The following is a 26,148-nucleotide window of genomic DNA, read 5'->3' as shown; positions in this document are numbered from 1 at the left end:
GCACCTCGGGAAGTGCCCCCGCCCTACTCGCCGAAGTGGTCGACGCGGGCCGTCCGGCACGGCGCTGGGTCGCGCAGGAATCCCAGAACCGCGTCCACGAACGCCTTGGGCTCCGTCTCGTGTATCAGGTGCCCTGCCGGAATGGTGGTCGCTCTCGCCCGGGGAATGCGGTGGGCCAACTCCGCAACGCCTCGTTGCGGCACATGGCTTTCCGGGCCGCCAGCCAAAACCAGGGTCTCCGCGGTGATGTCACCGAGGCGCTCCAGCCACCGGGGGTCGGGCGTGTCGATCTGCCTCCGGACCGCCAGCACCATCTCCCAGTCGAAGTTGAGCTCCCCCTCCGGGCGGGTCACGGTGGCCGGCCGCCGAGGCCGTGGGACGGGTACGTCCTCCAGGATCAGCCGGTCCACCCGCTGCGGATACTCCTCGGCGAGGAGATAGGCGACGACCCCGCCTATCGAGTGCCCGATCAGATCGACCCGCTTGAGGGCGAGCATGTCCAGGAAACCGAGGACATCGTCCCGCATGAGTTGCAGCGAGTACTCCCCCGGCCAGCCACTCCGACCATGTCCCCGAAGCTCAAGGGCATGGACCCGCCGAGCAGCGGCCAAGGCGGGCGCCACCACGCTCCAGTCAGCGGCGTCCGCGCCCAGCGCGTGCAACAGCAGGAGCGGGGGAGCGTCCGGCGGTCCGGAGACCTCGTAGGCCAGCCGGAGACCTCCGACGTCGACCCCGCGTTGATCAGCCATAGCCGAAACATAGGGCGGAGCACCAACACGGGAGGCGCTTCTTCACCGCCGGCCGAAGCGGCTTCCGCAAGCCCGTGACGACGGCCTCACTCCGGCGGGTTCGACTCACCGCCCGTACCCACCGAACCGGGCGATCGCCTCCCCGACCGCCCGGCCCATCGCCGGGCTTCCGGTGTGGCCGGAGTCGTCGATCACCTTCAACTCCGCATCCGGCCATGCCTTCGCCAGTTCCCAGGCACTCTGCAACGGTCCGCTCAGATCGAGCCGGCCGTGGATGAGCACGGCCGGTATGCCGGCCAACCGGTGGGCGTCGCGCAGCAGCTGCCCGTCGTCCAGCCAGGCGTGGTTGGCGAAGTAGTGGGTGCAGATACGGACGAAGGCCATCAGCTCGTCCTGCGGTTTGCGGCTGTACTGGCCCGGATTGCCCAGCGCCTCGTGGGCGATGACGGCGTCCTCCCAGGCACACCAGTCGAGCGCCGCCTTCCGTCGGACGGCCTCGTCCGGGCTGTTCACCAGCCGGCTGTAGGCGGCCACCAGGTCGCCGCCGCGCTCCGTCTCCGGCAGCGCGTCGCGGAACGCCTCCCAGGCGTCGGGCAGCAGCCGGCCGACCCCGCGGTAGAGCCAGTCGATCTCCTGGGGCCGGGTCATGGTGACGCCCACGATGACGATCTCCGAGACCCGCTCGGGATACCGCTCGGCGTAGGCGAGTATCAGCGTCGATCCCCAGGAACCGCCGTACAGCAGCCAGCGTTCGATGCCCAGATGCTCGCGCAACCGCTCCATGTCGGCGATCAGGTGGTCGGTCGTGTTGTGCTCCAGGCTGACGGACGGGTCGGAGGCGTGCGGCCGACTCTGACCGCAACCGCGCTGGTCGAAGATGACCACGCGGTAGGCCTCGGGGTCGAACCCCTTGCGGCTGCTACGGCTACCGCCGCTGCCGGGGCCGCCGTGCACACAGAGCGCCGGCTTGCCCTCGGGGTTGCCGCTGGCCTCCCAGTAGATCTGCTGGCCGTCGCCGACGTCGAGCAGGCCCTGCGCGTACGGTTCAGCGGATGGGAAGAGTCCGGCCACGGCGATCCTCGATCTCCTCGACAGGTGGAAAACAACCTCTTGAGAGTAGGCATCTGCCGGACCGGCGGCATCCGCTTTATCCGCTCACAGCTGCCGGCCGTCTCCGCGGTCAGTCGCGGCGCTCGTCGTCCGCCGCAGCGGCGAACGCCACGAACTCCGACCAACCCGCTACGCGGACCCGGAGTTCACGATCGGACGCCCGCTTTGAATCCCGCACATGCACGACACCGGACCGCCCGGCCGCCACCTCGACACAGTCGCCGCCGTCCGAGCCACTGTGGCTGCTCTTGAACCAGGTCAGCCGATCAGGACCGGGACTCGCCTGTTCGCTGCTCATGCTTCTCCCGCCAGACGCTCGAGGAAACGAGTCGACTCTTCGAAGGTCGACTTGGCCGGTCGTCTTCCCTGTTCCACCGAGGCGACCAGTTCGCATGAGTAGCCGAGTGCCTCGCCCAAGGCCTGCTGGGTCAGCCCGGCGCGCTCCCGGAAGAGTTTGACGAGCTTTCCGTAGCCGACCCAGATGTCCGGGCGCTTGTCGTCGGTGTCACGCCGTTTGGTACGGCTGCTGTCGGTGTTCGCCACGTTCCCACGCCCCCACTGCCTGGTGCCGATGTGCTCGGGTCGGCCTTCCGCCGGCACGGCCGCGATCGCACAGCCGTACGTACGTGGTGCAACGAACAGCGACCGGAGCGGACACGGAGGGCGGGCCGTAGAGGAGCGGCCCGCAGCCGTACGGGGTTGGTACCGGTCAGCCGGCACCGGGCCCGGGGCTCATCGGCTGCCGCGTCGGGAAGGTGAGGGCCGAGCGCCCGTGCAGGAGAGTACGGTCGTACGCATGTCGACGGACTACTTCGCTCAGGATCCACGCAGCAACCTGGAACGGATGGCCGCGGGGGACCTCTACATCGCCGACGACCCGGAGATCGCCCGGCGTCAGCAGCGCGCGATGCGGCTCGCCACCCGCTATCACGCCGCCTACGTCGAGGACGCCGACAGCGCCCGGCCGCTCCTGACCGAACTGCTCGGCTCCGTCGGCGAGGGCGTCGACGTTCGGCCGCCGCTCTCCGTCGACTACGGCGGGAACATCAGCATCGGGGCGCGCACCTTCGTCAACTACAACCTGACCGCGCTCGACGTCGCAGGGATCGTCATCGGCGAGGACTGCCAGCTCGGACCGAACGTGCAGTTGCTCACCCCGACCCATCCCGTGGAACCGCAACCCCGGCGGGACAAACTGGAGGCGGCACGCCCGGTCACCATCGGGGACAACGTCTGGCTCGGAGGCGGCGCCATCGTCTGTCCCGGGGTGACGATCGGCGACAACTCGGTCATCGGCGCGGGCGCGGTGGTCACCAAGGACATCCCCGCGAACGTCGTGGCCGTCGGCAACCCTGCCCGTCCCGTCCGCGAGATCTGAGGCTCGTCCCCCGGCCACCGGACTCACCGGCCCCGCAGCGGCGCGAACGACCCTCGCCGCGCGCCGCCCCGAATACCGGCACGGCCGACCCAGGCCCGGACGGAGCGCAGCCGCCGCCTCCCGGAGCGGCACTTCGCCCCGACCACCGCCCGCCGGCTGAACGCCTTGTCGAAGGGTTGACGCCGCACCGCGCTCTCGGCGCCGCACGACCGTGAGCTGACACATGCGGCCGTCACCCGGCTCACCACCGCTGCGCAGCCTCCTCCAGCAGCCCGTGGGGTCCCGTGGACCTGACACCGCACGGCCCCACGGGCCCCACCCGGCGGGTCTCCGGCCCCGCGGTCAGCCGGTGGTGGAGCCTGCTCGGCACAGGACGGCGAGAAACCGCGGAGGCTACCGGGCGGGGTGGACGCGGGTGGCGTCCGCCCCGCCCGGTCGAGGTGGGCGGTTCCGGAGGAGTCAGTCGTTGCTGTGCAGGGCTGCGTTGAGCCCGCCCCAGGAGCCCGAGCGCTGGATCGCCTGCACGGTGCCCGTGGTGGAGTTCCTGCGGTACAGGAGGTTGTCGGCGCCCGCCAGCTCCAGCGCCTTGACGATCTTGCCGTCCGGGAGGGTGACCCGGGTGCCGGCGGTGACGTACAGCCCGGCCTCCACGATGCAGTCGTCACCGAGCGGGATACCGATGCCCGCCTCCGCGCCCAGCAGGCAGCGCTCGCCGATCGAGATGATCTGCTTGCCGCCGCCGGAGAGGGTGCCCATGATCGAGGCGCCCCCGCCGATGTCCGAGCCGTCGCCGACGACGACGCCCGCGCTGATCCGGCCCTCGATCATGGAGGTGCCCAGCGTTCCGGCGTTGAAGTTGACGAACCCCTCGTGCATGACCGTGGTGCCGGAGGCCAGGTGGGCCCCGAGCCGGACCCGGTCGGCGTCGGCGATCCGGACGCCCGCCGGGGCGACGTAGTCCGTCATCCGGGGGAACTTGTCGACGCTGGTGACGGCGAGGTGCAGGCCCTCGGCGCGGGCGGCGAGGCGCACCTGCTCCAGGCGGTCGACGGGGACGGGGCCGAGGTTCGTCCAGGCGACGTTGGCCAGCAGGCCGAAGATGCCGTCCAGGTTCTGACCGTGCGGCCGGACCAGCCGGTGGCTGAGCAGATGCAGCCGGAGGTAGGCGTCGTGCGCGTCGGCCGGCTTCTCCTCGAGCGAGGAGATGGCCGTACGGACGGCGACGGTCTCGACCCCGCGGCGCGTGTCGAGGCCGAGTGCCTTCGGGGCCGACTCCCCGAGCAGTTCGGCGGCGCGGGCGGCGTCCAGCCGCTCGGTGCCGGCGGGGCCCGGTTCGGCGACGAGTTCGGGGGCGGGGAACCAGGTGTCGAGGACGGTTCCCTCGGGGGTGATGGTGGCGAGCCCGGCGGCGACCGCGCCGGTGGTGGTGCGAGTAGTGGCTGCATCGGTCATGGTCGAACGCTAACCGGAGCGGACTCTCCCTGGCGAACCGGGAGCGTCGATGACCTGGGAAATGACCTGCCGGGCCGAGGCCGGGTCGAACGGTCTTCCGGTGAGCAGGAGCTGGAGCATCAGGCCGTCGATGAGGGCGACGAGGGTTCGGGCGGTGGCCTCGTCGGCGGTGCGGCGGCGCAGTACCGCGGCCGTCCGGTCGAGGCAGTCGGCGGCGATCGGCCGTACGGCTTCGTAGCGCAGTGCGGCGAGGTACAGCTCGTACTCGAGCCCGACACGGGTCCGGTCCCCGGCCATGTGTTCCTCGATGAAGCGGACGATCTCGTCCGCGAGCGGAAGCGCGGGGTCGATACCGCGTTCCCACCGTTCGAGCTGCTCCAGCCACTGTTCGTCGATGACCTGGGTGAGGGCGGCCGCGAGAAGATCGTCCAGGGTGGTGAAGTGGTATGTGGTGGAGCCCAGCGGCACGTCCGCCTCGGCGGCGACCGAGCGGTGGCTGAGCCCGGCGATCCCGCCTCGCTCCACGACCCGGACGGCCGCGTCGACGATGCGCTGGCGGCGGTCGGGGTCGTGTCGGCGGGGGCGGGCCATCACCGGGCCCCGGTGAGGTTGAGGACGATGACTCCGGCGATGATCAGCGTGATGCCGAGGAGCTTCGCGGCGCTGGCGGTCTCACCGAGGAAGAACATGCCGATCGCCGCGATGATGGCCGTTCCGGCCCCGGACCAGACCGCGTAGGCGGTACCCACCGACATGGTCTTGAGGGTCTGGGCGAGGAGCAGGAAGGCGACACCGTATCCGGCGACCGTTCCCAGCGACGGCCAGAGCCTGCTGAAGCCGTCGCTGTACTTCATGGCGGTGGTCCCGAGCACCTCGGCCAGGATCGCGGCCGCCAGCATCACCCATGGCATGTGTACGACCGTACACAACCGCCCGTGATACTCCCAGACGGCCTCGGAGGGGAACGGAACGGCGGTGGTCCTCAGCCGTGGCCCCGTTCGCCCGGCGCAGCGATCCACCGTGCTCGGGCCGACCGCTGCACTGCGCGCTCGACGCCGAGAAGGACCGGGCGGGACGCGCCACCCGGTGGTCGGCGACGGCGGTTACCCGCTGACCGAAGGCGCAGACCGCGCCTGTCCTCCCACGCGCTCCCGCTCCGGGCGCGGACGGCAGGACGCGGTACGGCCGTGACCCCCAGAAGAGCTCTGGTGGCCACGGCCGTACCGGTGTCGGCGGGCGTTGGGACGCCTCAGACGTTGAAGCCGAGCGCGCGGAGCTGCTCGCGCCCATCGTCGGTGATCTTGTCCGGACCCCACGGCGGCATCCAGACCCAGTTGATCCGCAGCTCATTGACGACGCCCTCGGTGGCCGCCTTCGCCTGGTCCTCGATGACGTCGGTCAGCGGGCAGGCCGCCGAGGTGAGCGTCATGTCGATGGTGGCGACGTTGGACTCGTCGACGTGCACGCCGTAGATGAGCCCGAGGTTGACCACGTCGATGCCCAGTTCGGGGTCGACGACGTCGTAGAGGGCCTCGCGGACCTCTTCCTCGCTCGCCGGCTGCGTGGTGGTCTGCCCGCCGCTCTGGTCGTTCTCGGTAGTGGTCATGCCGTCTTCCTCGCAGACTTCTCGTCCAGGGCCTGGGCGGTGGCGTCCTTCCAAGCCATCCAGCTCAGGAGTGCACATTTGACGCGGGCCGGATACTTCGACACTCCGGCGAACGCGACGGCGTCCTCCAGTACCTCCTCCATCGCGTCGTCCGGTTCCAGCTTGCCCTTCGACTGCATCAGCTCCAGGAAGGTCTCCTGGATCCGCCGGGCTGCGTCGAGGTCTTTGCCCACCAGCAGTTCGTTGAGCACCGAGGCGCTGGCCTGGCTGATCGAGCAGCCCTGCCCCTCGTAGGAGATGTCCCCGACCGTCTCCCCGTCGAGCCGCACCCGCAGGGTGATCTCGTCCCCGCACGTCGGATTGACATGGTGCACTTCGGCGTCGCCGTCGCGCAGCCCGCGCCCGTGCGGGTGCTTGTAGTGGTCCAGGATCACGTCCTGGTACATGGAGTCAAGCTTCACGAGTCACCCTCTGCTCGTTCGTTCACCCGAAGAAGTTCCGTACGTACTCCAGGCCCTCGGCCAGTGCGTCGACCTCCGCCCGGGTGGAGTACAGATAGAACGACGCTCGGGTGGTCGCCGGAATTCCGTACCGAAGGCAGACGGGGCGGGCGCAGTGGTGTCCGACCCGCACGGCGATGCCCTGCTCGTCGAGCACCTGTCCCACGTCGTGGGGGTGGATGTCCCCCAGGGTGAAGGAGATCGTGGCACCCCGGTCCTCGGCCGTGGTGGGGCCGATGATCCGCAGGTCGGGCACGCGGGCCAACTCGCCCACGGCGTACTCGGTGAGCATCCGCTCGTGGTCGGCGATGTTCTCCATGCCGATCGCGGTGAGGTAGTCCACCGCCGCGCCGAGACCGACGGCCTGGGCGATCGGCGGCGTACCGGCCTCGAACTTGTGCGGCGCCGGCGCGTACGTCGACGAGTGCATGGAGACGGTCTCGATCATCTCGCCGCCGCCGAGGAAGGGCGGCAGGTCCTCCAGGAGCTCCTGCCGCCCCCACAGCACCCCGATGCCGGTCGGCCCGCACATCTTGTGGCCGGTGAAGGCCACGAAGTCGGCCTGGAGCGCCTGTACGTCCAGGAGCATGTGCGGGGCCGCCTGCGAGGCGTCGACGACGACCAGCGCGCCGACCGACTGGGCCCGGCGGACGATCGCCTCGACCGGGTTGAACGTGCCGAGGATGTTCGAGACCAGGGTGAAGGAGACCACCTTGGTCTTCTCGGTGATGATCTGGTCGATCGCGGAGAGGTCGAGCCGGCCGTCGTCGGTCAGCCCGAACCACTTCAGCTTCGCTCCCGTGCGCTGCGCCAGCAGCTGCCAGGGCACGATGTTGGAGTGGTGCTCCATCTCCGTGATCACGATCTCGGTGTCGCCGTCCACCCGGTAGGGCTCGTCCGCCCAGCCCAGCATGTTGGCGACGAGGTTGAGCGACTCGGAGGCGTTCTTGGTGAATATGACCTCGTCGCGGCTCGGCGCGTTGATGAAGGCGGCGACCTTGTCGCGGGCGCCCTCGTACAGTGCCGTGGCCTCTTCGGCGAGGACGTGCACGCCCCGGTGCACATTGGCGTTGTGTCGCTCGTAGTAGGCGCTCAGGGCGTCGAGCACCTGACGCGGCTTCTGGGACGTCGCGGCGTTGTCCAGGTAAACGACCTTCTTCCCGTCGTGGACCTGACGGTCCAGCAGTGGGAAGTCCTTGCGGATCGCCTCGACGTCGTAGGGAGCCGCGGAGAGGAGGCCCGGCAGCTGTGTCACGCGGTCGCGCCTCCCTTCGTGTACTGCTCGTAGCCCTCGGCCTCCAGGACGTCGGCGAGCTCGGCGCCACCGGACTCGGCGATCCGGCCCCGGGCGAAGACGTGCACGTGGTCCGGCTTGATGTAGCGGAGGATGCGGGTGTAGTGGGTGATCAGCAGGGTGCCGACCTCGCCGGTCTCCCGCACCCGGTTGACGCCCTCGGAGACGGTGCGCAGGGCGTCCACGTCCAGACCGGAGTCGGTCTCGTCGAGGATCGCGACCTTCGGGCGGAGGAGCTCCAGCTGGAGGATCTCGTGGCGCTTCTTCTCACCACCGGAGAAGCCCTCGTTGACGTTGCGCTCGGCGAACGAGGGGTCGATGTCGAGGCGCTCCATGGCGCCCTTGACCTCCTTCACCCAGGTGCGCAGCTTGGGGGCCTCGCCCCGGACGGCGGTGGCGGAGGTGCGCAGGAAGTTGGAGACCGAGACGCCTGGCACCTCCACCGGGTACTGCATGGCGAGGAACAGGCCGGCGCGGGCGCGCTCGTCGACGGACATCTCCAGGACGTCCTCGCCGTCGAGGGTGACGGTGCCACCGGTCACGGTGTAGCGCGGGTGGCCGGCGAGGGCGTAGGCGAGGGTCGACTTGCCGGAGCCGTTCGGGCCCATGATGGCGTGCGTCTCGCCCTGCTTCACGGTCAGGTCGACGCCGCGCAGAATCTCCCGCGGGCCGTTCTCGGCCTCGACGGAGACGTGCAGGTCGTGGATCTCAAGCGTTGCCATGGGTGCCTCAGGACTCCTGGGTGACGGAGACGAGCACGTCGTCCCCTTCGATCTTTACGGGGTATACGGGTACCGGCCGGGTGGCGGGCGGGCCGGAGGGCTTGCCGGTGCGCAGGTCGAAGCTGGAGCCGTGCAGCCAGCACTCGACCTGGCAGTCCTCCACCTCTCCCTCGGCGAGGGAGACGTTCGCGTGCGAGCAGATGTCGTTGATCGCGAACACCTCGCCCTCGGTGCGGACGACGCAGACCGGGGTGCCGTCGAGTTCGACCCGCTTGGGGGTGTCCTCCGCCAGCTCCTCCAGCGCGCAGGCGCGTACGAAAGTCGGGGCGGCTGTCATCCGACGGACGCCTCCAACTCCTCCTCGATCTTGGCGATGAGCCGCTCCTCCAGGTCGGGGACGCCGATCTGCTGGACCAGCTCCGCGAAGAAGCCGCGGACCACCAGCCGGCGGGCCTCCTCGGCCGGGATGCCGCGGGCCATCAGGTAGAACAGCTGCTCGTCGTCGAAGCGGCCGGTCGTCGAGGCGTGGCCGGCTCCGACGATCTCGCCGGTCTCGATCTCCAGGTTGGGCACCGAGTCCACCCGGGCCCCCTCGGTGAGGACGAGGTTCCGGTTGAGCTCGTAGGTATCGGTGCCCTCCGCCGCGGCCTGGATGAGCACGTCGCCGATCCAGACGGCGTGTGCCTCCTTGCCCTGGAGGGCGCCCTTGTAGACGACGTTGCTGCGGCAGTGCGGCGTGTCGTGGTCGATGAAGAGCCGGTGCTCCTGGTGCTGTCCGTTGTCGGTGAAGTAGAGGCCGTAGAGCTCGGCCTCGCCGCCGGGACCGCTGTAGACCACCCGCGGGTGGAGCCGCACCAGGTCGCCGCCGAAGGTGAGGACCACCGACTTGAAGGTGGCGTCCCGGCCGACCAGCGCGGTGTGCTGACCGGCGTGGACCGCGCCGTCGGCCCAGTCCTGGAGGGAGACCACGGTGAGCTTGGCGCCGTCCCCCACCAGGTACTCGATGTTGGAGCCGAAGGTCGCCTCGCCGGTGTGGTCGACGATCACCACCGCCTCGGCGAAGGCCCCCACCTCGACGACCTGGTGGTGGTAGGCGGTGCCGCCCGTACCCTGCACGCTGATCCGGACCGGCTCGGTCAGCACGGTCTCCTTGGGGATCGAGAAGACGGCGGCCTTCTCGAAGGAGCTGTACGCCTGGGCTGCGACCCGGTCCACCGGCTTGCCGGCCCGACCCAGCCGCGGGTCCTCCCGGTCGACCAGCTCGTAGGTGACGCCCTCGGGGGTGGTCACCTCGAACCGGATGCCGCCGTCGGCCGTGGCGGTGCCGTCGTGCAGCCCGCGGAGCCGCTCGAGCGGGGTGAACCGCCACTCCTCCTCGCGGCCGTGTGGTACGGGGAAGTCCGCGACGTCGTACGAGGGTGCGGCGCTCATCCGCGCCTCTGCGGGACGGTGCTCGCCCCCGCCCACCTGCACGGCACCCTCGGTGGTGCTACCGGCCGGAATGTTGTCAGCCATGGCTGTCGTACTGCTCACTTTCTCGAAGGACGGGCGCCTCGTGGTGGTGCGCCGGGGGGAGGTGTCGCGGTGCGGCGGTCAGCCGACCGCGCCTTCCATCTGCAGCTCGATCAGCCGGTTGAGCTCCAGCGCGTACTCCATGGGCAGCTCGCGAGCGATGGGCTCGACGAAGCCGCGCACGATCATCGCCATGGCCTCCTCCTCGGAGAGCCCACGGCTCATGAGGTAGAAGAGCTGGTCGTCGCTGACCTTGGAGACCGTGGCCTCGTGGCCCATCGACACGTCGTCCTCACGGACATCCACGTAGGGGTAGGTGTCCGAGCGGGAGATGGTGTCCACGAGCAGCGCGTCGCAGAGCACGTTGGACTTCGAGCCCTCGGCGCCCTCGCCGATCTCGATCAGACCGCGGTAGGACGTCCGCCCGCCGCCGCGCGCCACCGACTTGGAGACGATGTTCGAGGAGGTGCGCGGAGCCATGTGGACCATCTTCGCGCCGGCGTCCTGGTGCTGGCCCTCGCCCGAGAAGGCGACCGACAGGGTCTCGCCCTTGGCGTGCTCGCCCATCAGGTAGACCGCCGGGTACTTCATGGTGACCTTGGAGCCGATGTTGCCGTCGACCCACTCCATGGTCGCGCCCTCGTACGCCACGGCACGCTTGGTGACCAGGTTGTAGACGTTGTTCGACCAGTTCTGGATGGTCGTGTAGCGGCAGCGGCCGCCCTTCTTGACGATGATCTCCACGACGGCGCTGTGCAGCGAGTCGGAGGAGTAGATCGGCGCCGTGCAGCCCTCGACGTAGTGCACGTAGGCGTTCTCGTCGACGATGATCAGGGTCCGCTCGAACTGGCCCATGTTCTCGGTGTTGATCCGGAAGTAGGCCTGGAGCGGGATGTCGACGTGGACGCCCGGCGGCACGTAGATGAAGGAGCCGCCGGACCAGACCGCGGTGTTCAGCGAGGCGAACTTGTTGTCGCCCACCGGGATCACCGTGCCGAAGTACTCCTTGAACAGCTCGGGGTGCTCCTTGAGCGCGGTGTCGGTGTCCAGGAACAGGACGCCCTGCGCCTCCAGGTCCTCGCGGATCTGGTGGTAGACGACCTCGGACTCGTACTGCGCCGCGACACCCGCGACCAGCCGCTGCTTCTCCGCCTCGGGGATGCCCAGCTTGTCGTAGGTGTTCTTGATGTCCTCGGGCAGCTCCTCCCAGGACGTGGCCTGCTTCTCGGTGGAGCGCACGAAGTACTTGATGTTGTCGAAGTCGATGCCCGACAGGTCGCTGCCCCAGCTGGGCATGGGCTTCTTCTCGAAGAGCTTCAGGCCCTTGAGCCGCAGCTTCAGCATCCAGTCCGGCTCGGACTTCTTCTCCGAGATGTCCCGGACGACGGCCTCCGAGAGGCCTCGCTTGGCCTGCGAGCCGGCGATGTCGGAGTCGGCCCAGCCGTACTCGTAGTTGCCCAGGCCCTCGAGCTCGGGGTGAGCGGTCTCCGTGGGGAGTGTCATGCGGGGTTCCTCCCGGCCGTGCTTGGTGGATGCTGTGGTGTGTCGATGGTGAACGCGGTCTGTGGTCTAACGGGCGGGGGGTTTGGCGTTCGGGACGAACGTCGTACACACCCCGTCGCCGTGGGCGATGGTGGCCAGTCGCTGCACATGGGTGCCGAGCAACTGGGAGAAGAGCTCGGTCTCCGCCTCGCAGAGCTGTGGGAACTCCTCCGCGACGTGGGCGACCGGGCAGTGGTGCTGACAGAGCTGTTCGCCGACCGGTGCGCTGCGCGCCGTAGCAGCGTACCCGTCGGTGGTCAACGCCTTGGCCAGGGCACCGGTCCGCTGTTCGGGCGCGGCGCTGCGGACCGCCTCGCCGTACCGCTCGGCGTAGGCGGCCATCCGGGCCCGGGCGAAGGCGGCGACCGCGGCCTCGCCCATCTGGCCGCCGCCGGCGGCCTGGGCGATCCAGCGGAGCGCGTCGACCGCGAGCTTGTCGTAGGCCTGGTCGAAGGCGTCCCGACCGAAGTCGGTGAGGGCGAAGGCACGGGCGGGCCGTCCGCGGCCGCGGGCCCCGTAGACCCGGCGTTCGCGCGGCTCGACGACCCCTTCCGCGACGAGTGCGTCCAGGTGCCGGCGGACCGCCGCCTGGGTCAGCTCCAGCCGCTCGGCGAGATCCGCGGCGGTGGACGGGCCGTGGTCCAGGATCGAGCGGACCACCCGGTTGCGGGTGCTGCGCTGCCCGTCGTCCCCGAACGAGGCCGACATCGACTGCGGACCGGCGGTCGTCTCGACCGCCGGTTCCATGCCGTATCCCTCGCCGGTGTATTTCACAACGCCATTGTTGCGTAATTCCCCGCGACCCGACAACTCGCGGCTCGCGGGGACGGGAGTGCCCTTGATCACTTAGGGTGACCTAACCCCTCTGCCCCCTGCCGCCCCGCCCCCGGCGAAGCCCGCCGCCCGAGGGAGCGTCCGGCCCTCCGTAGACTTCCTCCCATGGGAAACACGCCCGTCGTCCAGCTCCGGGGCCTGGTCAAGCGCTACGGCTCGAAGACCGCGGTGAACGGGCTCGACCTGTCCGTCCGGCGCGGGACGATCACCGCCGTCCTCGGCCCCAACGGCGCCGGGAAGACCACCACCGTCGAGATCTGCGAAGGCTACCGGCGCCCGGACGCCGGATCGGTGCGGGTCCTCGGGCTCGACCCGGTGACCGAGGCGGCCGCGCTGCGGCCTCGGATCGGCGTGATGCTGCAGTCCGGCGGGGTCTACCCCGGGGCCCGCGCGGAGGAGATGCTGCGGCACATCGCCGGACTCCACGCGGAGCCGGTGGACGTCGGACTGCTGGTCGACCGACTGGGGCTGGGCGGCTGCGGACGCACGCCCTACCGCCGACTCTCCGGCGGTCAGCGGCAGCGCCTGGCCCTGGCCATGGCGGTCGTGGGCCGACCGGAGCTGGTCTTCCTCGACGAACCCACCGCCGGCCTGGACCCGCAGGCCCGGCACGCCACCTGGGAGCTGCTGCGCGAACTCCGCGCCGACGGGGTGAGCACCGTGCTGACCACCCACTTCATGGACGAGGCGGAGCAGCTCGCGGACGATGTGGCGATCATCGACGCCGGCAGGGTGGTGGCCCAGGGCAGCCCCGAGGAGCTGTGCCGCGGTGGCGCGGAGAACACCCTGCGCTTCACCGGCCGCCCGGGCCTGGACCTCGGCGGGCTGCTCGAAGCACTGCCGGCCGGCACGGCCGCCGCAGAACCGGCGCCCGGTTCCTACCGCGTCACCGGGACCGTGGACCCGCAACTGCTGGCCACCGTCACCTCGTGGTGTGCGCAGCACGGCGTACTCCCCGACCGGATCTCGGTCGAACGCCACACACTGGAGGACGTCTTCCTGGAGCTGACCGGCGAGGAGCTGCGCGTATGACCACCGACACCACCGGCACCACCGGCCCCGGGGTCTTCCGCCCGGCGCCGGGGGCGGCCCCGCTCAGCCGGATGATCCTCGCGCAGACCGCCCTGGAGACCCGGATGCTGCTGCGCAACGGCGAGCAGCTGCTGCTGACCGTGATCATCCCGACCCTGCTCCTGGTGCTGTTCAGCACCGTGGACATCGTGGACTTCGGCGCCGACGGCGCTTCGGTCGACTTCCTGGCCCCCGGGGTGCTGGCGCTGGCCGTGCTGTCGACGGCCTTCACCGGGCAGGCCATCGCCACCGGCTTCGAACGCCGCTACGGGGTCCTCAAGCGGCTGGGCGCCTCGCCCCTCCCCCGCTGGGCGCTGATGACCGCGAAGACCGGCTCCGTGCTGGTCGTCGAGGCCCTGCAGATCGCGCTGCTCGCCGTGGTGGCGGTCGCTCTGGGCTGGTCCCCCGAGGGCCTCGGCTCGCCGGGCGGGGCGCTATCCGTCGTGCTGCTGCTGGCCCTGGGCACCGCCGCGTTCTGCGGACTCGGCCTGCTGATGGCGGGCACCCTGAAGGCCGAGGCCACCCTCGCCGCGGCCAACCTCGTCTTCCTCCTCCTGCTGGTCGGCGGCGGCGTGGTGGTACCGCTGGACAAGTTCCCCGAGGCGGCGCAGGGAGTACTCTCCCTGCTGCCCATCACCGCGCTCTCCGAGGGGCTGCGCGGGGTGCTCCAGGGAGCCGGTCCGGTGCCCTGGCGGGAGCTGGCCGTGCTGACCGCCTGGTCGGTGCTGGGCCTGTCCGCCGCCGCCCGCTTCTTCAAGTGGGAATGACCCTCGTGAAAAGTTGCACAAGCTCCCGCGTAGGATGAACCGCGTGTCCCAACTGACCCAAGCCGTGCGCAATCCCCTCGCCTACCTCGCCGAGCGCTGGACCCCCACCTCCAAGACGGTCCAGCGGGCCGCCCTCTCCTCCGTGGTGATGATCGTGGTCATCGTGGTCACCGGCGGGGCCGTGCGTCTGACCAGCTCCGGCTTGGGCTGCCCAACCTGGCCGTCCTGCACCGAGGAGAGCCTCACCACCACCCGTGAGATGGGGCTGCACGGCGTCATCGAGTTCGGCAACCGGCTGCTGACCTACGCGGTCTCCGCGGCCGTCGGCTGGACGATCCTCGCCGCCCGCTCGGCGAAGCCTTGGCGGCGCTCCCTGACCCGGCTGGGCTGGTGGCAGTTCTGGCTCGTCATGGGCAACGCGGTGCTCGGCGGTATCACGGTGCTCACGGACCTCAACCCGTACACGGTGGCCTCCCACTTCCTGCTCACCACCGCCCTGCTCACGGTCGCGCTGGTCACCTGGCAGCGCACCCGGGAGGGCGACGCGGCCCCGCGCCCGCTGGTCGGTCTCCGGATCCGTCGTCTGGTGCAGGCGATGGTCGGCGTCTCCGCGGTCCTGATCGCCGTCGGCACCGTGGTGACCGGCGCCGGTCCGCACCCGGGCGACTCCAGCGAGGTGCCCCGCATCCCGGTCGACTGGGAGGGCATCTCCAAGTTCCACGCCGCCTTCGCCTGGCTACTGGTGCTGCTCGCCCTGGCGCTCTGGGCCGTGATGCGCGCCGTGGACGCCCCGGCGGGCCCCCGCGCGCGCACCAGGGAACTCCTGGCGATACTGGTCGCCCAGGGCGCGATCGGCTACGTGCAGTACTTCACCGGTATGCCAGAGGTCCTGGTGGCGGCCCACATGCTCGGCTCCTGTCTGCTGTGGATCGCGGTGCTCCGCCTCCTGCTCTCCCTCCGGGAACGCCCGCTCCCCCCGGCCTCCCCCACATCCACCCCCACCCCGGGCGAAGCCTCGGCCCCGCTCCCCACCCCCTCCGCCTGACCCGGGACAGTCACCGCCCTCAAACCAAATACCCCCCGAACCCCGGCCACGCCCCAGGCGCCCTCTCCTCCCCCGAACCGGGGCGGGCGGGGCCACGGGGCCTGAGGGGGTCGATGCTGGTGGGGTGGGGTGGGGTGCGTGCGACACTGCCGTGCGTTTGCGGGGCTTACGGTCCCGCGGCGAGAAGCCGATCCTCAGGCCCCGTGAACATACGGTCGCGGCGCCCCATCCCACCGGCAGCCGTACCACCACGCACCCGCGACAGCCCCCGGACCACGACGCACCCAGCCCGCGCCCGCAACAGTCCCGCGCCACAGCAACCCCGCCCGCCGCAGCAGGCCCCCGGCCCCGACCGGCGAGACCGCTCACCCCCCGCGCGGTCCCCCGATCTGCATCCCCGCCATCCGCGACCACTCGTACCGCCCCGTGCGGACCTTCGCGGCCAACTCCCCGTCGAAGGACTCCCGCACCTGGATCCCGGCCCGCTCCAGGGCCTGCCGGCCGAGCTGGTACGAGGGTGCTGTCAGGTCCCCCCACTGCCCGTTCTCACCGACGAGGACGATCCGTGCGCCGACCTGCCCGAGGTAGGCGAGCTGCCCCTCGGCGTTCCCACCGTGCCGCTTGGCGAAGTCCCTGATCTGCCGGGCGAGTCTCGCCGTCCGCCACCGGTCCGCCAGAGCGGCCCACCGTTCCCTGCCACCCGGGGTGCGCTCCGGCTCCTGGTCGGACCGGCTCGCACCCGCTCGCTTCTCATCCGTCATGACGACGATGCTACCGACCAGTAGGGCAAGGGTCGACGGCATGGTCGAAGGCCGTGGCCGATGTCTCGAAGACGCTGTCGCAGCGGGCCCCCGCGCCACACGCGGACCGCCGCGCTGCCCGACGGGCAGCGCGGCGGAGGAAGGGGAACGGGGTCAGCGGAGGAAGGGGTCCACCGCGACGGCCACGAAGAGCAGCGACGCATAGGTGATGGACCAGTGGAAGAGCCGCATCTCCTTGAGCTTGGCGCCGGTGAGTCCGGCCCTGGCCCGGGCCCGCAGGGCGTACGCCTCCTTGAGCCAGAGCACCCCGAGCACGAGCGCCGCCGCGGGGTAGAACCAGCCGGTGTAGCCCAACGGCCAGAGCAGGAGCGAGACCCCGACCATGACCCAGCTGTAGAGCACGATCTGTCCGGCGACCGCCTTGTTGCCGACCACGACCGGAAGCATGGGGACACCGACCCGCTCGTAGTCCTCGCGCACCTTCATCGACAGCGGCCAGTAGTGCGGCGGCGTCCAGAAGAAGATGACGAGGAAGAGGACCACCGCGGCCCAGGAGAGCGAGTTCGTCACCGAGGACCAGCCGATGAAGACCGGCATGCAGCCGGCGATGCCGCCCCACACGATGTTCTGCGCGGTGCGCCGCTTGAGCCACATCGTGTAGACCACGACGTAGAAGAGGAGCGCCCCGAGCGACAGCATCGCGGACAGCGGGTTGACCAGCACCCAGAACCAGACGGTGGAGGCGACGGCGAGGGTGTAGGCGAAGACCAGGCACTCGCGTGGCGAGACCATCCCGGTGACCAGGGGGCGCTGCGAGGTGCGCCCCATCAGCCGGTCGATGTCCCGGTCGAGGTACATGTTGAACGCGCCGGCGCCGCCCGCCGACATGAAGCCGCCGACACATGTGGCGACCACCAGCCACAGCGGCGGCACCCCCTGGGCGGCGAGGAACATCACCGGAACCGTCGTCAGGAGCAGCAGTTCGATGACGCGCGGCTTCGTCAGAGCGAAGAAGGCCTTGGCCCTGGCCCCGAACGGCCGGTGGCCGGGGCCTTCGGTGAGGACCCCCGCAGGACGGGATTCGACGGCCGTCACGCACACCCCTGGTTAGTGACATCGGCGGCTGTTGCCGCGAGGAATGACCAGCAAGCACTCGGGCTTCCGGCCCGTTCGGAACTTGCACTTACCACGCCACTCTAGACGTAGGGGAGGGGCGCTCCGGCGCCGGGGGTGGCTGTGTTGGCCGTGCTCCGTCCGCCCCGCAAGGGGCCGGCGAGGCGGCCGGGAACGCTGCCGCACGGCCTGCGGCGGGCCGTGGCACGCCGCCGCGGGGGCCGTGCGCCACGGTGCGGGCGGGGGCCTTTCGTCGGTCCGCGGTCGGCGGTCACAGCGGTGCCGACCTCAGCAGATAGGCTCGGCCCTGTTCGGTGGATTACGTCACCGGCGTCCGACATTGTGGAGAGGAGCCCTGACTCAGGGTGAGCACCAAGCCGACCACCACAGACCTCGAGTGGACCGAACTGGACCAGCGTGCTGTCGACACGGTCCGCGTCCTGGCCATGGATTGCGTGCAGAAGGTCGGCAACGGCCACCCCGGCACGGCCATGAGTCTGGCACCGGCCGCCTATCTGCTCTTCCAGAGGCTGATGCGCCACGATCCGGCGGACGCCGACTGGATCGGCCGGGACCGTTTCGTCCTCTCCCCGGGCCACTCCAGCCTGACGCTGTACATCCAGCTCTACATGGCCGGCTACGGTCTGGAGCTGGACGACCTCAAGGCCTTCCGCAGCTGGGGCAGCCGGACGCCCGGCCACCCGGAGTACGGCCACACGGTCGGGGTGGAGACCACCACCGGCCCGTTGGGCCAGGGCATCGCCAACGCGGTGGGCATGGCGATGGCCGCCCGCTACGAGCGCGGCCTGTTCGACCCGGAGGCGCCCCGGGGCTCCTCCCCCTTCGACCACACCATCTGGGCCATCGTCTCCGACGGTGACCTGGAGGAGGGCATCGCCGCCGAGGCGTCCTCGCTCGCCGGCCACCAGAAGCTGGGCAACATCGTCGCCCTCTACGACGACAACCACATCTCGATCGAGGGCGACACCGCCACCGCCTTCTCCGAAGACGTGCTGAAGCGCTACGAGGCGTACGGCTGGCACGTCCAGCGGATCGAGCAGGCCCCGAACGGCGACTTCGACGTGCGGGAACTGCACTCGGCGCTGCTGGCCGCCCAGGCGGAGACCGAGCGCCCGTCGATCATCGCCGCCCGGACGATCATCGCCTGGCCGGCGCCGAACGCCCAGAACACCGCGGCCTCGCACGGCTCGGCGCTGGGCGCCGAGGAGGTCGCCGCGACCAAGCGGGTGCTCGGCTTCGATCCGGAGCGGCACTTCCAGGTCGACGACGAGGTCATCGCGCACGTCCGGGCGGTCCGGGAGCGGGGGCGCGAGATCCGTTCGCGGTGGGAGGAGGAGCTTCGGCAGTGGCGGTCGGCCCAGCCGCAGCGCGCCGCCGAGTTCGACCGGATCACCGCCGGGGAGCTGCCGGCGGGCTGGGAGAAGGAACTGCCGGTGTTCGAGCCGGGCAAGTCGATCGCGACCCGCAAGGCCTCCGGCGAGGTCCTGAAGGCGCTCGGCGGGGTGCTCCCCGAGCTGTGGGGCGGTTCCGCGGACCTGGCCGGTTCCAACAACACCACCATCGACGCGTCCTCCTCGTTCCTTCCCGCGGACAACCCGCTGCCCGAGGCCGACCCGTACGGCCGCACGGTGCACTTCGGCATCCGCGAGCACGCCATGGGCTCGACCATGAACGGCGTCGCGCTGCACGGCAACACCCGTATCTACGGCGGCACCTTCCTGGTGTTCTCGGACTACATGCGGCCGGCGGTGCGGCTGGCCGCGCTGATGGGACTCCCGGTCACCTACGTCTGGACGCATGACTCCATCGGTCTCGGCGAGGACGGCCCGACCCACCAGCCGGTCGAACACCTGGCCGCCCTCCGGGCGATCCCGGGCCTGAACATGGTCCGTCCGGCCGACGCCAACGAGACCGCGATCGCCTGGCGGGAGATCACTCGGCGGCACACCGCCCAGCCCGCCCCGCACGGCCTGGCGCTGACCCGGCAGAACGTGCCGGCCTACGAACCGAACGAGGCGGCGGCCAAGGGCGGATACGTGATGCTGGAGGCCGCCACGGCCGGCGGCGCGGCCACCGACCCCCAGGTGATCCTGATCGGGACCGGCTCCGAGGTTCAGCTGGCGGTGGAGGCCAGGGAGCGGCTCCAGGCCTCCGGCGTGCCGACCCGCGTGGTGTCCATGCCGTCGATCGAGTGGTTCGAGGAGCAGGATCAGGGGTACCGCGAGAGCGTGCTGCCGCCGTCCGTGAAGGCCCGTGTGGCGGTGGAGGCCGGAATCGGTCTGACCTGGCACCGTTTCGTCGGGGAAGCGGGACGCATCGTCTCGCTGGAGCACTTCGGAGCCTCCGCGGACTACCAGGTGCTGTACCGGGAGTTCGGTCTCACCGCTGACGCCGTAGAGGCCGCGGCCCGGGAATCTCTCGCCGCCGCCGGTCGCTGACGCCCATAGACGACAAGTAGGAGCTGCATTTCCCATGGCAGACGCACTAGAGCGCCTCTCCGGAGAGGGCGTGGCGATCTGGCTGGACGACATGTCCCGCCAGCGCATCACCTCCGGCAACCTCGCCGAACTAATGGACCAGAGCCATCTCGTCGGCGCCACCACCAACCCGACGATCTTCCAGAAGGCGATCTCCGCCGGGGACGGCTACCAGCAGCAGATCGCCGACCTCGCGGTCCGCCGGGTCGGGGTCGAGGAAGCCCTGCGCATGATCACCACGGCGGACGTCCGGGACGCGGCGGACGTCCTCCACCCGGTCTTCGAGGCGACCGACGGCCGGGACGGCCGGATCTCCATCGAGGTCGACCCCCGGCTGGCCCACAGCACCGACGCCACGGTCGCCGAGGCCAAGCAGTTGGCGTGGTTGGTCGACCGGCCGAACACCTTCATCAAGATCCCGGCGACCCGGGCCGGCCTGCCCGCGATCACGGAGACGACCGCGCTGGGCATCAGCGTGAACGTCACCCTGATCTTCTCCCTGGAGCGCTACCGGGAGGTGATGGACGCCTTCCTGACCGGCCTGGAGAAGGCCAAGGCCGCCGGCCTGGACCTGTCCAAGATCGAGTCGGTCGCCTCCTTCTTCGTCTCCCGGGTGGACACCGAGATCGACAAGCGGCTGGACGCGTTGGGCACCGACGAGGCCAAGGCGCTCCGCGGCAGGGCGGCGGTGGCCAACGCACGCCTCGCCTACCAGGCGTACGAGCAGGTGTTCGGGTCGTTGGACGGCTCCACCCCGGCCAGCGAGCGCTGGGCCGCGCTGGAGCGGGCCGGCGCCAACCGGCAGCGTCCGCTCTGGGCGTCCACCGGGGTGAAGGACAAGTCCTACCCGGACACCAAGTACGTCGACGGCCTCGTCGCTCCGGGCACCGTCAACACCATGCCGGAGTCCACCCTGGAGGCCGTCGCCGCCCGCGGCGAGATCCCCGGCGACACGGTGACCGGCGGGTACGAGCAGGCCCGGGCCGACCTTGACGCCCTGGCCGGTGTGGGCGTCTCGTACGACGAGGTCGTCCAGCTCCTCGAGGTCGAGGGAGTGGAGAAGTTCGAGGCGTCCTGGAACGATCTGCTGAGGTCCACCGAGGCCGAGCTGAGCCGACTCGCTCCCCCGGAGGCATGAGTGACCGGCGGGAACCCGCTGCGTGACGCACAGGACCGACGGCTGCCGCGGATCGCGGGGCCGTCGGGCCTGGTCATCTTCGGCGTCACGGGCGACCTTTCGCGGAAGAAGCTCATGCCCGCCGTCTACGACCTCGCCAACCGGGGACTGCTGCCCCCGGGCTTCTCGCTGATCGGATTCGCCCGCCGGGACTGGGCGGACCAGGACTTCGCGCAGGTGGTGCACGACGCCGTCCGGGAGCACTCCCGGACCCCCTTCCGGGAAGAGGTCTGGCAGCAGCTCGCCGAGGGCTTCCGCTTCGTCCCCGGCGAGTTCTCCGACGACCAGGCCTTCGAGAACCTGGGCTCGACCATCGAGGAGTTGGACAAGGCACGGGGTACCGGCGGCAACTTCGCCTTCTACCTGTCGGTGCCGCCGAAGTTCTTCCCCAAGGTCGTCCGGCAGCTGAAGGACCACGGGTTGTCGGAGGGTCGGGGCGACTCCTGGCGCCGGGCCGTCATCGAGAAGCCCTTCGGACACGACCTGGCCAGCGCCCAGGAGCTGAACAAGGTCGTCCACGAGGTGTTCCGGCCCAGTGACGTCTTCCGGATCGACCACTACCTGGGCAAGGAGACCGTCCAGAACATCCTGGCGCTGCGCTTCGCGAACACGATGTTCGAACCGCTGTGGAACCGCTCGTACGTCGACCACGTGCAGATCACCATGGCCGAGGACATCGGCATCGGCGGTCGGGCGGGCTACTACGACGGCATCGGCTCCGCCCGGGACGTCATCCAGAACCACCTGCTCCAACTGCTGGCGCTGACCGCCATGGAGGAGCCGGCCTCCTTCGACGCCAAGGCGCTGGTGGCCGAGAAGCTGAAGGTGCTGATGGCGGTCAAGCTGCCCCAGGACCTCGGCAAGCACACCGTGCGCGGCCAGTACGCGCACGGCTGGCAGGGCGGTGAGGAGGTGCTGGGGTACCTGGAGGAGGAGGGCATCGACCCGAACTCCACCACCGACACCTACGCCGCCATCAAGCTGGAGATCGACAACCGGCGCTGGGCCGGGGTGCCCTTCTACCTGCGCACCGGCAAGCGGCTGGGGCGGCGGGTCACCGAGATCGCGATCGTCTTCCAGCGCGCCCCGTACTCGCCGTTCGACACCACCGACACCCAGGAGCTGGGGCAGAACGCACTGGTCATCAGGGTGCAGCCGGACGAGGGGGTCACCATCAGGTTCGGCTCCAAGGTGCCCGGCACCTCCATGGAGATCCGGGACGTGACCATGGACTTCGCCTACGGCGAGTCCTTCACCGAGTCCAGCCCCGAGGCGTACGAGCGGCTGCTGCTCGACGTGCTGCTGGGCGACGCCAACCTCTTCCCCCGGCACCAGGAGGTGGAGGAGTCCTGGCGCATCCTCGACCCCGTCGAGGCCTTCTGGGAGAACGCCGGCAAGCCGGAGCAGTACACGGCGGGCACCTGGGGGCCGAAGGCGGCGCAGGAGATGCTCGCACGAGACGGACGGAGCTGGCGCCGGCCATGAACATCGACCTGACGGACACCACCTCCAGCCAGATCAACTCAGCGCTGGTCAAAGCGCGGCGGGCCACCGGCTCGCCGGCTGTCGGCATGGTGCTCACCCTGGTCATCGTGACCGACGAGGGCAACCACTACGACGCGCTGAAGGCGGCGAACGAGGCTTCGAAACAGCACCCCTCCCGCATCCTCGTCGTGATCAAACGGCCCGGGCGCTCACCGCGCGACCGCAGGGTCACCCGGCTGGACGCGGAGGTCCGGGTCGGCGGGGAGACCGGTACCGGGGAGACCGTGCTGCTGCGGCTGCACGGGGAACTCGCCAACCACGCCCACGCCGTGGTCCTGCCGCTGCTGCTGCCGGACGCGCCGACCGTCGTCTGGTGGCCGGAGCAGGCTCCGGAGAACCCCTGCCAGGACCTGCTGGGGCAGCTCGCCGCACGTCGCATCACCGATGCCTCGGCCACCGAGGACCCGGTGGGGACGCTCTCGCTGCGGGGCGGGAACTACTCTCCCGGCGACACCGACCTGGCCTGGACCCGGATCACCCCCTGGCGCAGCGTGCTGGCCGCCGCCCTCGACCAGCGCCACTCGCAGATCAGCGCGGCGGTGGTGGAGGGCGAGGCGTACAACGCGAGCGCGGAGCTGCTGGCGCTCTGGCTCGCCGACCGGCTCGGCGTTCCCGTGGAGCGCGTCGTGTCGGAGGGTCCGGGACTGACCGCGGTGCGGATGACCACCCGGGACGGGGAGATCTGCCTGGACCGGGCGAACGGTTCGATCGCCGAACTCGCCATGCCGGGCCAGCCGGACCGCCATGTGGCACTGCACCGGCGGGCGACCTCCGAGCTGATCGCGGAGGAGCTGCGGCGGCTCGACCCTGACGAGACCTACGCGCGCACGGTGAAGTTCGGGCTCGCCAACCTCGAGGCGATCGAGGCGGGACAGCGGGAGGCCGCTCCGGCTCCGTCGGAGCGGAAGGCCGGCGAGCGAGCCTCCTCCGAGCGGCGCTCCTGAAGACCGACCGGAGGTCCCGGCTGGTTCATCAGGCGGGTGCTCGGGAGAGGTCGCCGCGCCGGCCGGGAGCGCCCCGGCGGTGCGCAGTCAGTCGGGACGGATCGAGGAGAGAATGAGCACCACCCCGCAGATCGTCGTACACGACGACAAGGACGAGATGGCGCGGGCCACGGCAGCGCGGTTGCTCCACCGGATCGTCGACGCGCAGTCCTCCCGTGGTTCGGCCTCCGTCGTGCTGACCGGCGGCCGGAACGGCAACGGCGTACTGGCCGCGCTGGCGGCCGCACCCGCCCGGGACGCCGTCGACTGGACCCGGATCGACCTGTGGTGGGGGGACGAGCGGTTCCTGCCGGAGGGCGATCCGGAGCGGAACGTCACCCAGGCGCAGCAGGCGCTGCTCGACTCGGTACCGGTGGATCCCGCACGGGTCCACGCCATGGCCGCCTCGGACGGGCGGTACGGCGGCGATGTCGACGGGGCGGCGGAGGCGTACGCGGCGGAGTTGGCGGCGGCCGCCCGGCCGGAGGACCAAGGGCCGGTGCCCGCCTTCGACGTGCTGCTGCTGGGGGTGGGCCCGGACACCCATGTCGCCTCGCTGTTCCCTGAGCACCCCGCGGCGCGGGAGCGGGAGCGCATGGTGGTCGGCGTCCACGGCGCGCCGAAGCCTCCGCCCACCCGGATCTCCCTGACGCTCCCCGCTATCCGCTCGGCCCGCGAGGTGTGGCTCCTGGCTGCCGGCGAGGACAAGGCAGGCGCCGCCGCCCTCGCACTGGCCGGCGCGGGCGAGGTGCAGGCCCCCGCCGCCGGGGCGTACGGCCGGACCCGCACGATGTGGCTGCTCGACACCGCGGCGGCCTCACAGCTCCCGCCCGAGCTGCGGCGGTCCGCCTCCTGAACCGGCGCGGGCCCCTCCCCGGGATCCACGCCCGCACTTGCGCCTTCCCTGACGTCAACTCCTACCGTCCTCGGTAGGGCCGGAGAGACCGGCCCGGCGAGCGGAGGCGGCGATGGCCTGGTCGATCGCGGAGGTGGCCCGGATGTCCGGGGTAACCTCCCGGACCCTGCGGCACTACGACGAGATCGGACTGCTCCCTCCCGCATGGATCGGCGGCAACGGGCACCGCTACTACGAGCGCGCCGACCTCCTGCGGTTGCAGCAGATCCTGCTGCTGCGGGAGCTGGATCTGGGACTTCGCGAGATCGCGGAGGTCATGGACGGGGGCCGAGACCGGGTGGCCGTGCTGCGGGAACACCATCGGCGGCTGCTGCGGGAGCGGGACCGGCTGTCGACACTGGCCCGCACGGTCGGCCGCACCATCGCCGAACTACAGGAAGGCGGAGGCGAGATGGTGGAGATCAACCGTCCGGAGAACCTGTTCGAGGGGTTCGACCCGGCCCGGTACGACGCGGAGGCCCGTGAGCGGTGGCCGGCGGAGTGGGAGAGTTCCCGGCGGTTCGCCGACACCCTCACGGAGGAGGACCAGACACGGCTGCAACGCGAGACCACCGCGCAGATGATCCGGCTGGCGGAGCTCATGGCGGCCGGCACGCCGGTGTCGGATCCGGCCGTGCAGCAGGAGATCCACGAGCACTACCGGGGGATCTGCCGCTTCTGGACCCCGAACGCCGCAGCGTACAAGGGGCTGGGGCAGACCTACGTCGAAGATCCGCAGTTCCGCGCCAACTACGAGAAGATCGCCACCCGGCTCGCCGAGTACCAGCGTGACGCGATGGCCGTCTACGCCGACGCGCGGCTGGCCTGATCGCTCACCGGTCGGCACCGGGGGGCGGCGGCCCTCCGGTGCCGGGTGCGGCGGTCGGGGCCGAGCGTGCGACGCGGAACCCGACGTCGTCGATCCGGAAGGTCGGGTGGCTGCGCCGCCGAACCGAGGCCCGGCAGCTCCAGTGCTCGTCGAACCATCCGCCGCCTCGCAGCACCCGGTAGCTGCCGTAGACCTCCGGGTCGTAGTGGTCCCAGCACCACTCCCAGACGTTGCCGAGCATGTCGTACAGGCCCCAGGCGTTCGGCTGCCGGCCGCCCACCTCGTGGATCCGCTCGGCGGAGTTGCCGCGGTGCCAGGCGATCTCGTCGAGGGGTCCGTACCGGGCGTCCGCCGTACCGGCCCGGCAGGCGTGCTCCCACTCGGCCTCGGTCGGCAGCCGGTATCCGTCGGCAGCCGTGTCCCAGTCGACGGTGGCGCGCTCGGAATCGAGACGGTAGGACGCCGTCAACCCCTCGTCGCGGGAGAGCGCGTTGCAGAACCGGGCCGCGTCCCACCAGGAGACGCCCTCGACGGGCAGGCGGTCGCCCTCCGCGCTGCTCGGCCGCTCGCCGGTGACCCGGGCGTACTGTTCCTGGGTGACCGGAAAGGCGGCCAGCCGGTAGGGGCCCAGCTCGACCGACCAGCTGGTCCGCGTCCGCCGGTCCGTCAGTGTCGCCCGCCCCGGCGGGACCGCGATCATGTCGTTCGTCATGCTGAGATCCATGAACCGGCCAGCCTACCAGGGCGGTTCACCGGCCGGCGCCG

The 26,148-nt window shown here is 70.7% G+C and carries 28 protein-coding genes; 10 read left to right on the top strand and 18 right to left on the bottom strand.

From position 1 onward, the window contains the following. Nucleotides 1-23: 23 nt before the first annotated feature. From BGP73_RS03765 to BGP73_RS03750, 4 genes are all read right to left on the bottom strand, one after another. On the bottom strand, nucleotides 24-749 hold the full coding sequence (locus tag BGP73_RS03765) for an alpha/beta fold hydrolase (RefSeq protein WP_069811928.1): 726 nt from the start codon (nucleotides 747-749) through the stop codon (nucleotides 24-26). A gap of 105 nt (nucleotides 750-854) precedes the next feature. Continuing rightward, a complete protein-coding gene (pip, locus tag BGP73_RS03760; protein WP_069811927.1) occupies nucleotides 855-1,820 on the bottom strand; it encodes a prolyl aminopeptidase in 966 nt (321 codons plus the stop codon). Nucleotides 1,821-1,929: 109 nt separating this feature from the next. After that, nucleotides 1,930-2,157, bottom strand: coding sequence for a DUF397 domain-containing protein (locus BGP73_RS03755; protein WP_069811926.1), 228 nt, complete (start codon nucleotides 2,155-2,157; stop codon nucleotides 1,930-1,932). Beyond that, the gene (locus BGP73_RS03750; protein WP_069811925.1) at nucleotides 2,154-2,402 is read right to left on the bottom strand and encodes a helix-turn-helix domain-containing protein; all 249 of its coding nucleotides are present in this window, start codon (nucleotides 2,400-2,402) and stop codon (nucleotides 2,154-2,156) included. Before BGP73_RS03750 ends, BGP73_RS03755 begins: the two co-directional genes overlap by 4 nt. A gap of 253 nt (nucleotides 2,403-2,655) precedes the next feature. Here BGP73_RS03750 and BGP73_RS03745 point away from each other — a divergent pair, with 253 nt between their 5' ends. Then, nucleotides 2,656-3,237, top strand: a complete 582-nt coding sequence (locus BGP73_RS03745) for a sugar O-acetyltransferase (protein WP_069811924.1) — start codon at nucleotides 2,656-2,658, stop codon at nucleotides 3,235-3,237. 459 nt (nucleotides 3,238-3,696) lie between these two features. On the opposite strand, the gene dapD is transcribed toward BGP73_RS03745, so the two are convergent. From dapD to BGP73_RS03690, 11 genes are all read right to left on the bottom strand, one after another. Then, entirely contained in the window at nucleotides 3,697-4,689 is a 993-nt protein-coding gene (dapD, locus tag BGP73_RS03740) for a 2,3,4,5-tetrahydropyridine-2,6-dicarboxylate N-succinyltransferase (protein WP_069811923.1), read from the bottom strand. 9 nt (nucleotides 4,690-4,698) lie between these two features. Further along, nucleotides 4,699-5,280 (bottom strand): TetR/AcrR family transcriptional regulator, encoded by a 582-nt coding sequence (locus tag BGP73_RS03735; protein ID WP_069811922.1) that lies wholly within the window; start codon nucleotides 5,278-5,280, stop codon nucleotides 4,699-4,701. After that, the gene (locus BGP73_RS03730; protein WP_069811921.1) at nucleotides 5,280-5,600 is read right to left on the bottom strand and encodes a DMT family transporter; all 321 of its coding nucleotides are present in this window, start codon (nucleotides 5,598-5,600) and stop codon (nucleotides 5,280-5,282) included. Before BGP73_RS03730 ends, BGP73_RS03735 begins: the two co-directional genes overlap by 1 nt. Before the next feature lie 338 nt (nucleotides 5,601-5,938). Continuing rightward, nucleotides 5,939-6,295: a metal-sulfur cluster assembly factor gene (locus tag BGP73_RS03725; protein ID WP_069811920.1), complete on the bottom strand. Its 357-nt coding sequence runs from the start codon at nucleotides 6,293-6,295 to the stop codon at nucleotides 5,939-5,941. Then, a complete protein-coding gene (gene sufU, locus BGP73_RS03720) occupies nucleotides 6,292-6,756 on the bottom strand; it encodes a Fe-S cluster assembly sulfur transfer protein SufU (RefSeq protein WP_069811919.1) in 465 nt (154 codons plus the stop codon). The genes BGP73_RS03725 and sufU overlap by 4 nt, the downstream gene beginning before the upstream one ends. Before the next feature lie 22 nt (nucleotides 6,757-6,778). Then, complete coding sequence (locus BGP73_RS03715; RefSeq protein ID WP_069811918.1) at nucleotides 6,779-8,050, bottom strand: cysteine desulfurase; 1,272 nt, start codon at nucleotides 8,048-8,050, stop codon at nucleotides 6,779-6,781. Then, complete coding sequence (gene sufC / locus BGP73_RS03710; RefSeq protein ID WP_069811917.1) at nucleotides 8,047-8,811, bottom strand: Fe-S cluster assembly ATPase SufC; 765 nt, start codon at nucleotides 8,809-8,811, stop codon at nucleotides 8,047-8,049. Before sufC ends, BGP73_RS03715 begins: the two co-directional genes overlap by 4 nt. 7 nt (nucleotides 8,812-8,818) lie before the next feature. Continuing rightward, nucleotides 8,819-9,148, bottom strand: coding sequence for a bifunctional 3-phenylpropionate/cinnamic acid dioxygenase ferredoxin subunit (locus BGP73_RS03705; protein WP_069811916.1), 330 nt, complete (start codon nucleotides 9,146-9,148; stop codon nucleotides 8,819-8,821). Continuing rightward, nucleotides 9,145-10,326 carry a Fe-S cluster assembly protein SufD gene (sufD, locus tag BGP73_RS03700; RefSeq protein ID WP_069811915.1) on the bottom strand — a complete coding sequence of 394 codons (1,182 nt, stop codon included), beginning with the start codon at nucleotides 10,324-10,326 and terminating at the stop codon, nucleotides 9,145-9,147. The genes BGP73_RS03705 and sufD overlap by 4 nt, the downstream gene beginning before the upstream one ends. Nucleotides 10,327-10,404: 78 nt before the next feature. Continuing rightward, nucleotides 10,405-11,826, bottom strand: coding sequence for a Fe-S cluster assembly protein SufB (gene sufB / locus BGP73_RS03695; RefSeq protein WP_069811914.1), 1,422 nt, complete (start codon nucleotides 11,824-11,826; stop codon nucleotides 10,405-10,407). Nucleotides 11,827-11,892: 66 nt separating this feature from the next. Next, the gene (locus BGP73_RS03690) at nucleotides 11,893-12,675 is read right to left on the bottom strand and encodes a helix-turn-helix transcriptional regulator (RefSeq protein ID WP_374701115.1); all 783 of its coding nucleotides are present in this window, start codon (nucleotides 12,673-12,675) and stop codon (nucleotides 11,893-11,895) included. A 129-nt stretch (nucleotides 12,676-12,804) separates the two neighbouring features. On the opposite strand from BGP73_RS03690, the gene BGP73_RS03685 reads away from it, so the two are divergent. The 3 genes from BGP73_RS03685 to BGP73_RS03675 are packed head-to-tail and all read left to right on the top strand — an operon-like array spanning nucleotide 12,805 to nucleotide 15,582. Beyond that, nucleotides 12,805-13,731, top strand: coding sequence for an ABC transporter ATP-binding protein (locus BGP73_RS03685; protein WP_069811913.1), 927 nt, complete (start codon nucleotides 12,805-12,807; stop codon nucleotides 13,729-13,731). Next, nucleotides 13,728-14,537 carry an ABC transporter permease gene (locus tag BGP73_RS03680; protein ID WP_069811912.1) on the top strand — a complete coding sequence of 270 codons (810 nt, stop codon included), beginning with the start codon at nucleotides 13,728-13,730 and terminating at the stop codon, nucleotides 14,535-14,537. The genes BGP73_RS03685 and BGP73_RS03680 overlap by 4 nt, the downstream gene beginning before the upstream one ends. Nucleotides 14,538-14,571: 34 nt before the next feature. Continuing rightward, nucleotides 14,572-15,582, top strand: a complete 1,011-nt coding sequence (locus BGP73_RS03675; protein ID WP_069811911.1) for a COX15/CtaA family protein — start codon at nucleotides 14,572-14,574, stop codon at nucleotides 15,580-15,582. A gap of 365 nt (nucleotides 15,583-15,947) precedes the next feature. Here the strand turns inward: BGP73_RS03675 and BGP73_RS03670 are convergent, their stop codons facing one another. After that, the gene (locus BGP73_RS03670) at nucleotides 15,948-16,343 is read right to left on the bottom strand and encodes a hypothetical protein (protein WP_244501063.1); all 396 of its coding nucleotides are present in this window, start codon (nucleotides 16,341-16,343) and stop codon (nucleotides 15,948-15,950) included. A gap of 153 nt (nucleotides 16,344-16,496) precedes the next feature. Then, nucleotides 16,497-17,438 carry a heme o synthase gene (locus BGP73_RS03665; RefSeq protein WP_069811910.1) on the bottom strand — a complete coding sequence of 314 codons (942 nt, stop codon included), beginning with the start codon at nucleotides 17,436-17,438 and terminating at the stop codon, nucleotides 16,497-16,499. A 383-nt stretch (nucleotides 17,439-17,821) separates the two neighbouring features. Here BGP73_RS03665 and tkt point away from each other — a divergent pair, with 383 nt between their 5' ends. The 6 genes from tkt (at nucleotide 17,822) to BGP73_RS03635 (ending at nucleotide 25,383) form a co-directional block, all read left to right on the top strand. Continuing rightward, the gene (tkt, locus tag BGP73_RS03660; protein ID WP_069811909.1) at nucleotides 17,822-19,915 is read left to right on the top strand and encodes a transketolase; all 2,094 of its coding nucleotides are present in this window, start codon (nucleotides 17,822-17,824) and stop codon (nucleotides 19,913-19,915) included. 34 nt (nucleotides 19,916-19,949) lie between these two features. Next, on the top strand, nucleotides 19,950-21,092 hold the full coding sequence (gene tal, locus BGP73_RS03655; RefSeq protein ID WP_069811908.1) for a transaldolase: 1,143 nt from the start codon (nucleotides 19,950-19,952) through the stop codon (nucleotides 21,090-21,092). Beyond that, nucleotides 21,093-22,616 carry a glucose-6-phosphate dehydrogenase gene (gene zwf, locus BGP73_RS03650; protein ID WP_069811907.1) on the top strand — a complete coding sequence of 508 codons (1,524 nt, stop codon included), beginning with the start codon at nucleotides 21,093-21,095 and terminating at the stop codon, nucleotides 22,614-22,616. It abuts the gene before it with no gap. Further along, the gene (opcA, locus tag BGP73_RS03645) at nucleotides 22,613-23,620 is read left to right on the top strand and encodes a glucose-6-phosphate dehydrogenase assembly protein OpcA (protein ID WP_069811906.1); all 1,008 of its coding nucleotides are present in this window, start codon (nucleotides 22,613-22,615) and stop codon (nucleotides 23,618-23,620) included. The genes zwf and opcA overlap by 4 nt, the downstream gene beginning before the upstream one ends. A 112-nt stretch (nucleotides 23,621-23,732) precedes the next feature. After that, entirely contained in the window at nucleotides 23,733-24,515 is a 783-nt protein-coding gene (gene pgl / locus BGP73_RS03640; protein ID WP_069811905.1) for a 6-phosphogluconolactonase, read from the top strand. A 112-nt stretch (nucleotides 24,516-24,627) separates the two neighbouring features. Next, a complete protein-coding gene (locus BGP73_RS03635) occupies nucleotides 24,628-25,383 on the top strand; it encodes a TipAS antibiotic-recognition domain-containing protein (protein WP_069811904.1) in 756 nt (251 codons plus the stop codon). Between the two features lie 4 nt (nucleotides 25,384-25,387). Here the strand turns inward: BGP73_RS03635 and BGP73_RS03630 are convergent, their stop codons facing one another. Beyond that, on the bottom strand, nucleotides 25,388-26,107 hold the full coding sequence (locus tag BGP73_RS03630; protein ID WP_069811903.1) for a formylglycine-generating enzyme family protein: 720 nt from the start codon (nucleotides 26,105-26,107) through the stop codon (nucleotides 25,388-25,390). Nucleotides 26,108-26,148: the final 41 nt, after the last annotated feature.

The organism is Streptomyces sp. TP-A0874 (genome assembly GCF_001748085.1).
In the GTDB taxonomy this organism is placed as follows: domain Bacteria; phylum Actinomycetota; class Actinomycetes; order Streptomycetales; family Streptomycetaceae; genus Streptomyces.
The sequence above is the reverse complement of the archived record's forward strand: the minus strand, read 5'-3'. Positions and strand labels throughout refer to the sequence as shown.

Excerpts from the sequence above, each read along its gene's own strand:
- BGP73_RS03765 (WP_069811928.1), bottom strand. The coding sequence starts at position 749 with ATGGCTGATCAACGCGGGGTCGACGTCGGAGGTCTCCGGCTGGCCTAC.
- BGP73_RS03755 (WP_069811926.1), bottom strand. The coding sequence starts at position 2,157 with ATGAGCAGCGAACAGGCGAGTCCCGGTCCTGATCGGCTGACCTGGTTC.
- BGP73_RS03745 (WP_069811924.1), top strand. The coding sequence starts at position 2,656 with ATGTCGACGGACTACTTCGCTCAGGATCCACGCAGCAACCTGGAACGG.
- dapD (WP_069811923.1), bottom strand. The coding sequence starts at position 4,689 with ATGACCGATGCAGCCACTACTCGCACCACCACCGGCGCGGTCGCCGCC.
- BGP73_RS03735 (WP_069811922.1), bottom strand. The coding sequence starts at position 5,280 with ATGGCCCGCCCCCGCCGACACGACCCCGACCGCCGCCAGCGCATCGTC.
- BGP73_RS03730 (WP_069811921.1), bottom strand. The coding sequence starts at position 5,600 with ATGCCATGGGTGATGCTGGCGGCCGCGATCCTGGCCGAGGTGCTCGGG.
- BGP73_RS03725 (WP_069811920.1), bottom strand. The coding sequence starts at position 6,295 with ATGACCACTACCGAGAACGACCAGAGCGGCGGGCAGACCACCACGCAG.
- sufC (WP_069811917.1), bottom strand. The coding sequence starts at position 8,811 with ATGGCAACGCTTGAGATCCACGACCTGCACGTCTCCGTCGAGGCCGAG.
- BGP73_RS03705 (WP_069811916.1), bottom strand. The coding sequence starts at position 9,148 with ATGACAGCCGCCCCGACTTTCGTACGCGCCTGCGCGCTGGAGGAGCTG.
- sufD (WP_069811915.1), bottom strand. The coding sequence starts at position 10,326 with ATGGCTGACAACATTCCGGCCGGTAGCACCACCGAGGGTGCCGTGCAG.
- sufB (WP_069811914.1), bottom strand. The coding sequence starts at position 11,826 with ATGACACTCCCCACGGAGACCGCTCACCCCGAGCTCGAGGGCCTGGGC.
- BGP73_RS03685 (WP_069811913.1), top strand. The coding sequence starts at position 12,805 with ATGGGAAACACGCCCGTCGTCCAGCTCCGGGGCCTGGTCAAGCGCTAC.
- BGP73_RS03680 (WP_069811912.1), top strand. The coding sequence starts at position 13,728 with ATGACCACCGACACCACCGGCACCACCGGCCCCGGGGTCTTCCGCCCG.
- BGP73_RS03675 (WP_069811911.1), top strand. The coding sequence starts at position 14,572 with ATGAACCGCGTGTCCCAACTGACCCAAGCCGTGCGCAATCCCCTCGCC.
- BGP73_RS03670 (WP_244501063.1), bottom strand. The coding sequence starts at position 16,343 with ATGACGGATGAGAAGCGAGCGGGTGCGAGCCGGTCCGACCAGGAGCCG.
- tal (WP_069811908.1), top strand. The coding sequence starts at position 19,950 with ATGGCAGACGCACTAGAGCGCCTCTCCGGAGAGGGCGTGGCGATCTGG.
- opcA (WP_069811906.1), top strand. The coding sequence starts at position 22,613 with ATGAACATCGACCTGACGGACACCACCTCCAGCCAGATCAACTCAGCG.
- pgl (WP_069811905.1), top strand. The coding sequence starts at position 23,733 with ATGAGCACCACCCCGCAGATCGTCGTACACGACGACAAGGACGAGATG.
- BGP73_RS03635 (WP_069811904.1), top strand. The coding sequence starts at position 24,628 with ATGGCCTGGTCGATCGCGGAGGTGGCCCGGATGTCCGGGGTAACCTCC.
- BGP73_RS03630 (WP_069811903.1), bottom strand. The coding sequence starts at position 26,107 with ATGGATCTCAGCATGACGAACGACATGATCGCGGTCCCGCCGGGGCGG.